The 14,319-nt window shown below is 52.8% G+C and carries 10 protein-coding genes; 3 read left to right on the top strand and 7 right to left on the bottom strand.

Annotated elements, in window-relative coordinates:
• Window positions 1–70: 70 nt before the first annotated feature.
• The 3 genes from hpt to ilvB all read right to left on the bottom strand — a co-directional run bounded on the left by hpt (window position 71) and on the right by ilvB (window position 4,024).
• Window positions 71–598: a hypoxanthine phosphoribosyltransferase gene (gene hpt, locus KOR42_RS06615; protein WP_231740718.1), complete on the bottom strand. Its 528-nt coding sequence runs from the start codon at window positions 596–598 to the stop codon at window positions 71–73.
• A gap of 9 nt (window positions 599–607) precedes the next feature.
• A complete protein-coding gene (gene aroF / locus KOR42_RS06610) occupies window positions 608–1,624 on the bottom strand; it encodes a 3-deoxy-7-phosphoheptulonate synthase (RefSeq protein ID WP_146508137.1) in 1,017 nt (338 codons plus the stop codon).
• 582 nt (window positions 1,625–2,206) lie between these two features.
• Window positions 2,207–4,024: a biosynthetic-type acetolactate synthase large subunit gene (ilvB, locus tag KOR42_RS06605; RefSeq protein ID WP_390620866.1), complete on the bottom strand. Its 1,818-nt coding sequence runs from the start codon at window positions 4,022–4,024 to the stop codon at window positions 2,207–2,209.
• Between the two features lie 606 nt (window positions 4,025–4,630).
• On the opposite strand from ilvB, the gene KOR42_RS06600 reads away from it, so the two are divergent.
• Both KOR42_RS06600 and KOR42_RS27800 read left to right on the top strand, forming a co-directional pair.
• Window positions 4,631–7,234 (top strand): protein kinase domain-containing protein, encoded by a 2,604-nt coding sequence (locus tag KOR42_RS06600; RefSeq protein ID WP_146508133.1) that lies wholly within the window; start codon window positions 4,631–4,633, stop codon window positions 7,232–7,234.
• 520 nt (window positions 7,235–7,754) lie between these two features.
• Entirely contained in the window at window positions 7,755–8,000 is a 246-nt protein-coding gene (locus KOR42_RS27800; RefSeq protein ID WP_146508131.1) for a BON domain-containing protein, read from the top strand.
• A gap of 189 nt (window positions 8,001–8,189) precedes the next feature.
• On the opposite strand, the gene KOR42_RS06590 is transcribed toward KOR42_RS27800, so the two are convergent.
• The 4 genes from KOR42_RS06590 to hslV all read right to left on the bottom strand — a co-directional run bounded on the left by KOR42_RS06590 (window position 8,190) and on the right by hslV (window position 12,796).
• Window positions 8,190–9,992: a sulfotransferase gene (locus tag KOR42_RS06590; protein WP_146508129.1), complete on the bottom strand. Its 1,803-nt coding sequence runs from the start codon at window positions 9,990–9,992 to the stop codon at window positions 8,190–8,192.
• Window positions 9,993–10,185: 193 nt separating this feature from the next.
• Entirely contained in the window at window positions 10,186–10,500 is a 315-nt protein-coding gene (locus KOR42_RS06585; RefSeq protein ID WP_231740714.1) for a twin-arginine translocation signal domain-containing protein, read from the bottom strand.
• 383 nt (window positions 10,501–10,883) lie between these two features.
• A complete protein-coding gene (gene hslU / locus KOR42_RS06580) occupies window positions 10,884–12,254 on the bottom strand; it encodes an ATP-dependent protease ATPase subunit HslU (RefSeq protein ID WP_231740712.1) in 1,371 nt (456 codons plus the stop codon).
• Window positions 12,242–12,796, bottom strand: coding sequence for an ATP-dependent protease subunit HslV (hslV, locus tag KOR42_RS06575; RefSeq protein WP_197440922.1), 555 nt, complete (start codon window positions 12,794–12,796; stop codon window positions 12,242–12,244). Before hslV ends, hslU begins: the two co-directional genes overlap by 13 nt.
• Before the next feature lie 211 nt (window positions 12,797–13,007).
• Between hslV and KOR42_RS06570 the strand changes: the two genes are divergently transcribed.
• A complete protein-coding gene (locus tag KOR42_RS06570; RefSeq protein WP_231740711.1) occupies window positions 13,008–14,312 on the top strand; it encodes an outer membrane protein assembly factor BamB family protein in 1,305 nt (434 codons plus the stop codon).
• Window positions 14,313–14,319 lie beyond the last annotated feature (7 nt).

Below are 14,319 nucleotides of genomic sequence, written 5' to 3'. Positions count from 1 at the left end.
GGAACTCTTCGCTTTGAATCAATGCATCGGTTGCTCGCGTCAATCGCAGCTACAGAACAACGAAGTCAAATTAGCTTTGTGGCGGCAGGACGCCGATGTAAGGCAGGTGCCGATATTCGCCGTTGTAGTCGAGACCGTAGCCGACCACGAATTCGTCGGGGATGTCGAAGCAATGATAATCCGGCCGAACAGGTCCTTCGGTTCGCGACTTCTTCCAAAGCAGGACGGCAGATCGAATCCGACGCGGCTGAAAGCGTTCGAGTTCTCGCTGCACCTTCGTCATCGTTCGACCGGTGTCGAAAATGTCATCGACAATCAAAACATCGCGCCCGCGAATCTCGGGGAGAGTCTCCAGATTGATGATTAACTCATCGGGCTGGGTTGTTTCTCCCCGATAGCTTGAAGCCTGAATCAATCCAAGCTGGTGGCGCACTTCGATCCGGCGCATCAGGTCAGTGACGAGGACAATACTTCCCGTCAGAATTCCAAGCACAGTGAGTTCAGAGTCGCCGAAATCATCGCTGATCTGGCGACCGAGCCGTTCAACTGCGGCATGGATTTCTGATTCGGAAATCAAGCAACGGATATCATCGTGCATCGCAACGGCTCAAGACATTTTGTAATCGAGGGCGTCTGCAACCTTGCGGCACCGGAGCATCACTTTTTCGAATGCTTCGGGAGTCAGCGACTGTGCTCCATCGCTCATCGCGTTCTTTGGATCGGGGTGAACTTCGATGATCAGTCCGTCAGCTCCCGCAGCGACAGCAGCTGTACACATCGGAGGAACAAGCGACGCAATTCCGGTTCCGTGACTTGGATCGATCACGACTGGCAAGTGAGTTCGTTGCCGCAAGTAAGGGACAGTCGCCAGTGGAAGAGTGAATCGCGTGTGCGCTTCGAAAGATCGGATGCCGCGTTCGCAGAGTGCAACTTCCTGATTTCCCTGATCGAGAATGTATTCAGCCGCAAGAAGGAACTCGTCCATCGTCGCTGAGGCACCACGCTTGAGCAGCACGGGTTTGCGAATCTCGCCAACCGCCTGAAGCAGATGGTAGTTCTGCATGTTTCTCGCACCGATCTGAAGAACATCGGTGTATTTCGCGACCAGTTCGACGTGATGGGGAGTCATTACTTCGGTGACGACTGCCAGTCCCGTTTCGTCGCGGGCAGCGGCGAGCAGTTTCAGGCCGTCTTCCTTCATTCCCTGGAAAGCGTACGGGCTTGTTCGTGGCTTGAAGGCTCCCCCGCGAAGCCCGGTGGCCCCCGCGGCTTTCACTTTACGAGCGGATTCCATGATCTGTTCTTCACTCTCGACAGAACAGGGACCGGCGATCACTCCGACGTTTCCGCCTCCCATGACTAGGTCGCGAACCCGAATGACTGTTGGTTCCGGTTTGGTTTCTGAACTGGCGATTTTGTATGGGGCGAGGATCGGCATCACTTTTTCGACTTCTTCATAAGATTCGAGGGCTTCACGACCACCGTCGCGTTCGTCGCCGACAGCAGCGATGACTGTCCGCTCTGTGCCCTCAATGACGTGAGCCTTTAGTCCCATTTTCTCAACACGTTCGACCATGGTCTGAATCATTTCAGGAGTCGGGTGCGGTTTCATCACTACGATCATCGAATTGTCCTTTTTCCCTTCCAATGGGTTGACGCTGGAAGGTTGGCGTTGTTGTTAGAAAACGTGGTGAGCTTCTTCGCTCAATCATGTCAACTCGCCGGAACGAATTCGGAAGAGTCGAACAGGAAATGGATGACATCAGGTCTGTATCAACAAAAATAAGGCCCTGAATCCATTCAGGAATCAGGGCCTTTGTTGCTGAGTCGTTATTCAAACGTTCACGGTCAACCGCCCCGATTTGCTTTAAAAGCAAACCAATAATACCCGCTAAACCAGCTCGCCAACGGTGACGACTGGAAGGAAACGAGTGATGGGAGGCTGTGAACGAACATGATTTCTCGCTTGTTTATCGATCGATCTCTAAAGTTTGGTGAACGAGGATCTGCTCCATTTTCAGGAACTGGGGATCTCAGTCGGTCGGCTTCAGTCCCATTTTTTCAAGTTGCGGGAAGTCAGTTGTGCAATCACATAAAGTGAGATCGATCGACGGATGCTAGGAGCCGTGAGGATCGGAGTCAACACATTTCACCTCGCGGGAAACCGTAAGGCACTCCCGAACTGACGGAATCCGCCGGTTCTTTGTTACTCAGTGATGATGTCGCGAGCGGTTCCGCCAGCGGGGATCATTGGCAACACATGTTCTTGATAAGGGCAAATCACGTCGAGCAGATATGGTGAGTCCGAGTCCAGCATCTCTTTCAGAGCGGCTGGGAATTCGGCTTTGCTGCGGACTTGCTTCGATTTGATTCCGAAGCTCTCCGCCATCTGCACGAAGTTTGGATAGGTTTCTTCGTAGTGACCGCCACTTCCTTCACCAAGGGCTTCCGGATGATCAACGGGGCCGAGGTACGTATGGGCCCGACGACCGTCCATGAATCGGTCTTCCCACTGAACGACCATTCCCAGGTGCTGGTTGTTGAGCAACAGGATTTTGACGGGAAGTTTTTCACAGTTGAGCGTTGCCAGTTCCTGAATGTTCATCAGAATCGATCCGTCGCCATCGATATCGACGACGAGAGAATCTGGATGGGCTGCCTGAACACCCATTGCCGTTGGCAGTCCGAATCCCATGGTTCCGAGTCCAGAACTGGAGAGCCAGTGTTTTGGCTTGCGGAACTTGTAGAACTGGGCTGCAAACATCTGATGCTGTCCAACCCCGACGCAGATGTACGGGTCTCGCTCAATCGTTTGCCGCCAAAGTTCATCAATCGCGTATTGAGGCAAAATCAGGTCGCCAGCATCGGCGTACTTGAGCGGATACTTTTCTTTCCACTCGTTGATTTGCTTCCACCAGTCATCGGTTTGCGGGACGTCTTGATCGGTGAACTCGCGATTGAGGTGTTCGAGGAACAGCTTCAAGTCAGCGACGATTGGGAAATGAGCTTCCTTGTTCTTGTTCATCTCGGAAGGATCGATATCGACATGGATGATTTTTCCATGCTTCGCGAATTCTTCGAGTTTGCCGGTCACGCGATCGTCGAATCGAACGCCGAATGCCAGCAGGAGGTCGGCTTCGTTCACAGCGAAGTTGGAATAAACCGTTCCGTGCATCCCTAGCATGTGAAGAGACTGCGGATCGTCACCCGGAAATGATCCGAGACCCATGCAGGTCATGGTCACTGGGATGTTCGCTTTCTTCGCGAAAGCTGTCAGTTCTGCTGCTGCATCAGAGTTGATACATCCGCCACCCACGTACAAGACAGGGCGTTTCGAACGACGGATCGCTGCGATCACCTGATTGATTTGTTCTGGAGCAACCTGACGACGCTCCGGATGATAGCCGGGAAGATACATCGGAGGGTCGAAATCGATCTCGCCGTCTGCCTTGGACAGTTGAATGTTCTTCGGGAAATCGATCAAAACCGGGCCGGGGCGACCAGTTTTCGCGACGAAGTAGGCTTCCTTGACGATCCGCGGAATGCTTCGAAGCGCTTCCTGAACAGAGGCTTCATCATCCGGATCTTCTGCTGTGATCATGTAGTAATGCTTGGTCACAGCCCGGGCGATTTCGACAATTGGAGTTTCCTGAAACGCATCCGTTCCGATGACTTTCTGAGGAACCTGTCCGGTGATGGCCAGCATGGGAACGCTGTCCATCTTCGCATCGGCAATGGCTGTGACGAGGTTCGTGGCTCCCGGGCCACTTGTGGCCATGCAGATTCCGACTTCGTCGCTGGTGCGTGAGACACCTTGAGCTGCGAATCCGCCGCCCTGCTCATGTCGCGGCAGGATGGTGCGAATTTGATCGCGATGTTTTCGCAATGCCTGATGCAGAGGCATGCTGGCCCCACCGGGATAGGCGAAGACGCTTTGAGCTCCCTGATGGATCAACGCTTCAACGAGAATTTCGGCTCCGGTGAGGGCACTCTTTTCAGTTTTCGGTTCCGCGACTGTCGACACAACGATGCCTTCTGCTGATTTGCGTGTAAAGATATGGTGGTGCGGGGCAATTTCCCTAATCACCACTGAATAGTAAGTGTAACGAAATCCAATTCCGACGACGAGAAAAATCAGACAGCAGTTTCCCGAAATCGTGGCAGTCATTCAATGCGTGACACAAACGATCGAATGTTACAACAGTTTTTGCCGATGGGATTGTGGGGTGCTCGTCCAATCCGTCGTGCCGTATCCGACCTGAGGCTCCCGGGCGTCGCGATTGCGGCTGACACAATTGGCCAGCAGCAAAAAGTTTACGCCAAAACGAGAACTTCAAATTGCACGTCGAAGTACGCTGTACATCGACTCATTGTCAAGTTTATCCTCAATGAGCAGCATTTTCCTGTAATAGCTCCATTGGACCCTTTCGGAGTCATCCGGTTCGGTCCGATCATGCAGCGAATTCAGGAATTCGAATATTTTTTGGGGTGGTCTTCGCCAACTCACACGAACGATCAGGACGACAATCATGTGAAGCAGGTCAATCGAGTGCACAGGTAGGAACTTTGCTCTCGAGAGAGTTTCCAGTCTCAATATCGTGAACATTGACGTTTTCAGCATCGATCAGAAATGAATGCGACAACCGGAACACCACTGGAATCTCTGATTGTCACACTCAAAAGAAGCGGACTGATTGACGCTTCTGTGTTGACTCAGGCCGTCAATGACTTCCGTCAGCAAGAGGGCGGATCGGGCCCGGAAGACCTGACCAACGTCTTGATTGAGAAGGAACTCATCACCCCCTGGCAAGCTGCCAAACTTCTGAAGGGCAAACATCGAGGGTTCTTTCTTGGCAAGTACAAACTGCTCACACTCCTCGGAAAAGGAGGAATGAGCACGGTTTACCTCGCCGAACATGTCGTCATGAAGCGGCAGGTCGCTTTGAAAGTTCTGCCACACAAACTCGTTCAGGATTCGTCGTATCTCGAACGGTTTCATCGAGAAGCTCAGGCGGTCGCAGTCCTTGATCATCCCAACATCGTTCGGGCCTACGACATCGATTCCGAAGTGGATGGACAGCTAGAAATTCACTTTCTGGTCATGGAATTCATTCCGGGCCACAATTTCTTTGAACTCGTCAGGGCTCTTGGTCAACTCGAACCACTCACAGCTGCCGATTACATCCGGCAGGCAGCGCTCGGGCTTCAGCACGCACACGATGCGGGGCTCATCCATCGTGACATCAAACCGGGAAACTTCATCGTCGATGGGGCAGGGGTCGTCCGGATGATGGATCTCGGACTCGCGAAAGCCTTTCGGAAGGACGAGGATTTCTCACTCACCGTCGCCAATGACGAAAAGGTGCTGGGAACGGCGGATTATCTGGCTCCCGAACAGGCCGTTGACAGCCACAACGTCGATACACGGGCAGACATCTACGCACTGGGCTGCACGTTCTATTTCTTGCTCGCGGGTCGACCTCCCTTCAACGAAGGCACATTGGCCCAGCGACTTCTCGCTCATCAGTCGAAAACACCGAAGCCAGTTCATCGCATCAAAAAAGATGTGCCGGTTGAGTTGAGCGATCTGATCATGCGGATGATGGCCAAAGATCCAAAGAAACGAGTTCAAACCGCTCAAGCTGTGGCCGATGAACTTTCTGCATGGCTCGAAACGAACGAAGAAGAGCCTTCCGGCGATTCATTCGCGCAGCTGGAAACTCCGACCGTCGAGTCGCTCCTTCGCAGCAATCGCGGTGACGGAAACGATGATGCACCCGAAGAGCTGGTCGATTTTCTGTCGCGACTCGACAGCAACGTCATGACGGAGTCGCCCACTGGGGTCAGCAAGTCAGATTCAACGATCCGGAGACGCGGCAAGGAACCGGACAGCACCGTCCATGTCACGGCCGATTCGAGTAAGATCACGCGACGTTCGTCGAGTTTAGTGTCGTCGTCAAAATCGTCTCATCGATCACGACGTACCAAGTCGATCAGCCAATTCTGGATGTGGGGCGGTGGATTCATTGTTCTGGTCGCTCTCTGGTTGATGTTTTCCGGAGATGGCGCTGAGCCTGAGCCGAACAGCCCTCCCTCGCCGCCAGTTGTCGAAGAGGACCCGGCGGAAGAGTCCCTTGAGCCGCTTTCTCCAATCGCTGGGAGCACGATTACAGTTGGTCCCTCGGGCAATTTCCGAAGTGTGCGAACGGCCCTTCTGTACGTGCTGGAACAGGACCCGTCGAAGGCGCGTTTTCAGAAAATCGAGTTGGCCGCAGGTCAGACCTTCGAAGAACACCTGGCGATCGATAATTCCGGCTTGGGACAATTTCCCCGAGGATTCGAAATCACTGGCGACGAGTCGAACCGACCTGTGATCACCGGGAAGAACTCTTCTCTTCTCAGTTTGAAATCGGTTGAGGGACTCACCGTCTCGAACCTTGTCTTCGATGCTGCGAATTGTCCCAGTGCGATCAGTATTTCAGGCTATTCAACTGGAACGACATTCCGGAACGTCGCAATTCGAAACATTGGTCAACGGGGAATTCAATGTTTCGGAGTGAGTGGTCTCGCGCAGCAACCGGTCACTTGCGAGAATTGCCAGTTCGAATCCGATCAACAACCGGTGGTTGCGATTCAGTTCACGTCGGAATCCTCGATTGAAGCGAGCTTCTCCAGCACACGTCATGTTCAAATTCGACAGTGTCGATTTCTTGGGCAGTTCGATTCCGGAATACAGCTGAACGAAGACCTCGAAGATCTGATTGTCGAGCGGTGCATCTTCCAGAATGCTCAAACCGCGATTCGTTTTGCAGGCAGCGAGCGGGCCATTATGGGGGCTTTGATCTGCAACAACACGTTTTATCGATGTGCTCGGGCAATCGTGATCGAATCAAGTCAGGTCGACCGAATCTCCGAGATGAGTTTCGTGCAGAACCTGTTCGTCGAGAATCCTGACGGTGAAGTGACCACCCGTTCACCGAATGTCTCCCTTGCTGACATCGGAAAAAATGGCCCGCCGACGCGTTTGAACTGGTCGACAGGTCCCAGCCAAACCGCGTCGGAATGGTTGAACATTTTCGAAGATGGGGGACGCCTCAATGTCGACGATCTCGAGTTTGTCTCAACTGATCGAGAGTCCGACAACTTTCTGAAGCCGTCAAAGCCCGATCTGCGGTCCCCTGTCAAAACTCCCTTTCGCGGAGCGGGATTCATCGGAGCGGTCGCCCCTCGCTGAAGATTCTTTGCTCCGGGTTCACAGAGGCACCATCAACCCGGTCTGCGATTCCGTCGTTTTGTCGCGGTCTTCGAGAGTGATTCCCTGCAGCTGCTTCCGGGTGATGTCGGGGACAGGTCGGCTTCTTGTCTGATCATTCCGTGACCCTGTGTGCATAGTTTTCCAGCAAGAAACTTCTGAGAGAAACGCACTCGCCCGTTCTTCAAACGGTTTCCGAAGCGGTCGGTCAGAAAAAAGAGGAGACCTTTATCCAATTTTCATGATCTTGAAGAAATTACAAGAACTCCATTCTGAGACTCGACGACAGCAATTTTCAGGCAGGTTCAGGAGTGTCCATCGCGACGGACGGTCCGAAACACGCTTCGGATGTGTCCGTACACGCGATCGAGAGAACGGAACTTTTCCCAAAATCAGTAAGTCGGCATGGGACGTGCTAATTCGAAGGCGAAAACAATGGTAGGGCGCTCTCAACTCCACAAACTGCCATCGAACATTTCCCCCATCAGAAACAGGGTCTTGGGTGAGTGAAGTGAATGCCAATATTGACTGTATTAACTCCGGTGATCTCGTTACGCGTGTGAAATTGTCTCTTGGAAAGCTGAGCTATCATCAACTCGATGATGTGAGTTGCAGCATCGAAAGAGGGAACCAAGTCACGTTGTCAGGCAAGTTACGCTCCTACTACTTGAAACAGATTGCTCAGACGATCGCCCAGAAAGTCCCGGGAGTTGTGTCCGTTCAAAATGACATTTTGGTCATGGACTGACTGGCTTCGATTTTGAAGGGTGACGAGTGCGAAACGTACAAGCGTTGTTTGAGTCGCACACTGTCTATCCTGAGAGCGGTCTTCGAAGCTGGTTCCGCGATGATGCATAAGCACACGGGACGGAAACCATCTTGAGAACTTCAAGCGAGTGCACAGAAGACAGCAACCTGTTTGGATATCAAAGAGGTTTTACTGATCTTCATAGCCATGGATGCGACGAATCGGGCCGAGGATTTCGTCAGCGATTCCGAGAACTTTTGGATCCCGAAAGTTCTCGGAATTTCTCCAGACTCCGGATCGACCTGAGCGGCGAAATTGAAGTTTGCCGGTCTTGGAGTAATTCTGAAAGTCGTGCTTCTTGACGACTTCTTCAATCTCCGAATCTGTCCGTTCTACAGAGAGCAATTCGCAACACTTCTGCAGCGATTGAACGGGAGCGGCCAACAGCTCTTCATACGAAAGACGAAGTCGTTGCGTGCTGGGGAATCGATCGTAAGCTGAGGCTGCCGCTTCCATCGCATTTCGAATGTGTGACGCTGTCCGTCGAACATTGGCTTCCGTGAGCGGATCATCGCCGTCGCCGAAGTGGGAGTTCCAGCTACCGGGCTTTTGCATATCAAAGTAAGAGTCGAGAGTGTCGAAGGGATCGCGGACGAGGTAAATCAGTTGACCTGTCGGGAAGAGCGAGTGAATCCATCCGAATAATTCGGGGGTATTCACTTCCTTGACGACGAGAGCATGACGGCCGAAATCGGGATAGCGGTCCTGAACCATCCCATAGAAGAGTTTTCGCAGCCCGTCGAGCCAGGTACGCAGATACTTGCGAGAGAAGAAAGAGGCGTTTCGGTCGAGTTCTTCGGGCCTGTCTTGCACGTGTTTCAGAAATCGGCCGAAGTACGGCTCGTGCCATCGGCGAATCCCGGGCAAATCTCCCAGCATTTCAGCGAGCCATGTGGAGCCCGTTCGCCCGCTCCCGATAATCCAGGCGAGCCGGTGCTCATTTGTTTCGGCGACTCGAGCATCCGCAAGTTGCTCTCTCAAATTTTTGATCAGCTGTGCTGCGCGATCGACGTACAAGTGGCCTGAAGTGGTGATCTCTTTCGCGCGAACAACGTTCGAGATTCTCGTCTCAGAATCCGTCACAAGTGTGTCGAAGAGGCGGATTCCTTTGTCCGGAGTTTCGAATTCAGCGACGCTCTCTCCAAAGATCGAACGGACTTCGCTTCTCTTTGGCCCGCTCAATAGGGCTGCGTGTCCAAACGCGGTCACTTCGAACACTCGGGGATTTGGGGATTGTGCTGTTTCTGACCCTCGAAACAGGTTCAACACCACTTTCGAGTTGGCGTAGATTTCGCACTTTTCGGCGAAGCCAATGGTTCCCGGTCGAAGAGTTGCCATTTGAAACTTCGAAAGTTCGTCGTAGCCAGCCACGAACTTGCCAGCTATCAGAAAGGGGAGCCGTTGTTGCTCACAATGCTCCGCGAAGTGAACCAAGAACGGGACACGGTCTTCGAAGACGGTCCCGACGAACGAAAGGGCATACTTCGGGTTCTCAAGACGAGGCAGTTCCGGAAATTCCAGTGATGCTGTTGGAAGGTATTGGACGCCGTCGCCCGCACATGTCAGTTCGTTCGAAAAGCGAACTCGATAGATCAGTTCCGCCTGAGGAATCTCTTCGTAGGGATCGTCGGTCGCAATGAGAACCGTCGGAGTTCCGGCCGCGAGGATTGATCGCGGGACGCGGGCTCTCTTTCCTCGAAAATACAAGCCGTCGATGAATACAACGCAATCAATTTGCTGATCGCAGTCCAAAGCTGTTCCGATCAGATCCGAACAGACCCCGTCCGGGCTGAGAACTTTCAACAACGAAAATGTCGGATAGGGAATGACTTCGATTCCCTGATACGACAGCGCGATTCGGTAGCCTTCCCAAACTTCACGCGTCGAAAAATTTGCAGAGCCAGCAACGAGAAGTACTTTTGAAATTGCCACGACGTGCGATCATCTCAGATTAGAAAAGGAGCAACACCAGATGACGGGAGAGAAGCGAACTGAGTTTGAGAGACAGCCCAGCGAAACGTGCGAACGCGGTTTTCAGCAAGCGAAACAGGTTTCCGCGAGAACTGAGAAACCGTGAAAAGGGTCTCGTGCAAATCAATTCGAGAGATCTCGAACCTTGCCGTGTTTATGGGGCCACATCGTTGTACGTGTAGGGGATATGGTTCCCGACACCCGACTCTTGAAATCGAATGTCGGTCTCGACTGGCTGGTCGATCGCATCCGTTTTGAGTGTCAGCCCGTACAGCCCGGCAGCAGCAGCTGAACTCAATGTCGTGTATTTTATGAAGTCACGCCGAGTTAATTCTGACGCCTGATCTTGACCGCTGGCCTGTTGTTTCGGGGGATCAGGATGTGCGTTCGATGGATCGGACGACTCGGGATTCTGGTCTGCCATCATTTTCTGCCCTTCGGTTTTCAGACGTTTTCGACGTGATCCCAAACTGTTTCCATGCAGAATTTTTCAATCGACCCGTTGAGTCACAAACAGCTTGCGGACGAAATGTCAGTTCTCGCTGCAACGTTGTGGCCGCAGCGATTCTTCGGCAACACATTCACTCAGGATGAAAACACCATCTTCAGAATGTCTTTCGAGTCCTGAGAATTCAAGAGTGAAAGGCAAAATGGACGGTCTCAGATGTTCGAACGGGCATGATGAATGAATGTCTGAAACAAGATCGCACAGCGATTGCGACCTCATCTTGAGACCGTTCTCAGAGTTCAATCGAGCAGACTCTGCACTCACTAATCGAGAACACTCGCGAAACGAGAGCACTCGCGAGACGAAAATTCGTCAAGCAGGTGCAGAGCCTCCGTGAAAGAGGACTACAGGATGAACTTGCTCAAGTCTTCAAGTTGCGTCGCAGAAGCCAGGCGTTCGTTGACGTATTCACGATCAACAACAACCGTCTGCCCTTTCAGGTCCGGAGCTTCGAAGCTGACATCTTCCAGCAGCCGTTCGAGGACAGTATGCAGCCGACGGGCTCCAATGTTTTGGGTCGTCTGATTCATCTGAAAGGCAAGATCAGCCAGCGCGCTCAGCCCATCCTCTTGAAAGCTGACCTTCACTCCTTCGACCTCAAGTAGAGCGGTGTACTGTCGGGTCAGTGAACTCGCTGGCTCAGTGAGGATTCTCAGGAAGTCCTCTTTGGTCAGGTCTTCCAGTTCCACACGGATCGGGAATCGCCCCTGAAGCTCCGGCATGAGATCGGACGGTCGTGCACGATGAAACGCACCGGCCGCGATGAAGAGCATGTTGTCCGTCTTGACGTTTCCGTAACGGGTCTGAACCGTTGTGCCTTCCACAATGGGAAGCAAGTCTCTTTGAACGCCCTGGCGACTGACGTCCGCACTCTTCGATCCTTCCGAACCGCCGGCGACTTTGTCGATTTCGTCAATGAAAACCATTCCCGAATCTTCAGCAAGTCGGATGGCCTCTTCATGAATTGCGTCCGGGTCCATTAACGCTTCAACTTCCTGGTCGAGCAACAGGTCGCGAGCCTCACGGACAGTCACACGCCGCTGCGACTGTTGTCGCGGCATAATCTTCTCAAACATGTTCTGCAGGTTGACGTCCATCTGTTCTGCACCGAGGTTCGAGAACACCTGGACGGGTGACTGTCGCTGATCGAGCCGGATATCGATTTCGCGATCTTCCATCTCTTTGGCGGCGAGCATCTCCCGAAACTTTTCCCGAGTCCGCTGATGACGTGCTTCCGCATCCGGGTCTTCCGGCCAGTTTCGTTCTGTGGGGACGAGGAGGTCGAGAATTCTTTCCTCAACATTGGCCTGAGCACGTTTCAGGACCTTCTCGCGCTTGTCGATCTTGACGAGTTGAATCGCGGATTCCACGAGATCGCGAATCATGCTCTCGACATCCCGACCGTAGTATCCGACCTCGGTGTATTTGGTTGCTTCCACTTTGATGAAAGGAGCCCCCGTGATGCGGGCCAGACGCCGGGTGATTTCCGTTTTTCCGACACCAGTCGGGCCGATCATCATGATGTTCTTCGGCGTGACTTCCTTGCGAATCTCTTCGGGAAGCTGTTTCCATCGCCAGCGATTGCGCAAAGCGATCGCAACGGCTCGTTTCGCGTCCGCCTGACCAACAATATGTTCATCGAGTCTGGCGACGATCTCTTTCGGAGTGAATTCCAGCTGTTTAGAAATCTGTTCTGCACGACTTAGCTCTGACACGTCAGTTCCTCAACAATTAACTCTTCATTTGTGTAGACATCGATTTCAGACGCGATCTTCAGCGATTCGCGAACAATTTCACCGGCAGCAAGATCCGAATGTCGAAGCAAGGCACGGGCTGCGGAAACCGCGTATGGCCCACCTGATCCGATGCCGACGACTCCATCGGTCGGAACAACAACATCTCCCTGTCCGGTGATCAGAAGTTGATGCTCCGAACTGATGACAATGATCATCGCCTCAAGCTTCCGCAGCATTCTGTCGGTTCGCCAGTCGCGAGCCAGTTCCGTCGCTGCGCGGGGAAGATTTCCGGGGAAGTCCTTAGCTTTCTCTTCGAATCGTTCCAGAAGCGCGAAGGCATCCGCTGTCGATCCAGCGAAGCCGACGATCACCTCGTTATTCAGGATTTTGCGAATCTTCCGGGTATCGCGTTTCAGGACCATTTGTCCGTAGGTGACCTGACCGTCTCCCCCAATCGCAATCTTTCCGGCGTGTTTCACAGCCAGGATCGTTGTGGAGTGAGTTTCAATTTTCTTCGACATCAACACTCGTCCGGATTCAGAACTCATTAGGACCAATCAATGGTCAACCATAGAAAGGTACCACTCGTGCGGGAAGACATACGTCGCTGAGAATTTTCAGAAGAGACTGTCGTCAATTCGAGTTCTTTCAGAACGGAGATCTGAGGTTGACGGATCACTCAATTCGAAATAGAGAGGGAAACCCGCGATCGAAAAAATGGAGTCAAACGGGATGTTCTATCGACCTTTCTTCAGGTGTCAATTGCCGAGCCGACTCCGCTGCGCCATCGCTTTGCTTTCGCTTCTGATCGGCACGAACTCGTCGGCTCAAGTGCGAGAATGGCCACAATTCCGCGGCCCGACCGGGCAGGGTGTCGTCGAAGATGTGACGCTCCCGACGGAGTGGGATGAGTCGAATGGGGTTGTGTGGAAGGTCGACATCCCCGGTCTCGGACACTCGTCACCCGTTCACGATGGAGACACGATCTGGGTCACGACTGCGACGGAAGATGGGAGCATCCTCGGCGCCGTTTCCGTTGATGCTCGTACCGGATCGATCATCAAAAATCTGACGATCTTCGAACCGGAATCGATCGAAGAAATTCATCATGACAACAGCTATGCCTCGCCGACTCCAGTGCTGAGCGAAGGCAAACTGTTCGTTCATTTCGGAACTTACGGGACAGCATGCATCGATTGTCAATCGGGAAGAAAACTGTGGGAAAGAACCGACCTACTGGTGGAGCATCAAGGAGGTCCGGGAAGTTCTCCGGTCTTGTATGAAGACCTGCTGATCATCACTTTGGATGGTGCTCAGGAACAAAAGCTGGTCGCATTGGACACGGCTGATGGATCAACTCGTTGGACTCGAAATCGTTCCGCTCCCTTCCGAACGAATCCCATCACGCATCGAGCGTTCTCGACTCCGCTGATTTGCGAGACAAATGGAGAGCAACAACTGATCAGTGCGGGGGCAGATCAGTGTCATGCCTATTCGCCCGAAGACGGACGGGAATTGTGGCACATTCGATACACCGGTTTTTCAAATGTGCCGCGCCCCGTTGTCGTGGGTGACACGGTTTTCATTTGCACCGGCTTCTTTCAACCAGAGATCTGGGCTGTCCCTACGAATGGCACGGGCGAACTGGCACGGGCAAATCGAATTTGGAGTCATAAGAGTTCCGTGCCTGATACACCGTCGCCTGTTGTGGTCGATTCCGTTGACGTTTCCATGATCGTAATGGTCTCCAATAAAGGAATCGTGACCGCTCTGGATGCGTCGACAGGGAAACAAGCATGGAAGCTCCGTATTGGAGGGAACTTTTCTTCCTCGCCAATCTCTGCAGGAGGATTGTTGTACTTCTGCAGCGAAGAAGGTGTGACCAAAATCGTTGATCCGCATCAATCAAAACCGCGAGTGATTCAAGCGAACCGGTTGCCCGGAAGAATCATGGCTTCACCGGTTGTGATTGATCAGGATCTCTTGCTTCGAACCGATAACAGTCTCTACAGAATTTCGTCTCAGGGAGTTCGATAAAACGGAA

Source organism: Thalassoglobus neptunius, assembly GCF_007859735.1.
GTDB lineage: Bacteria > Planctomycetota > Planctomycetia > Planctomycetales > Planctomycetaceae > Thalassoglobus > Thalassoglobus neptunius.
Note: the sequence above shows the minus strand (reverse complement) of the source record. Positions and strands in the feature narration are given on the sequence as shown.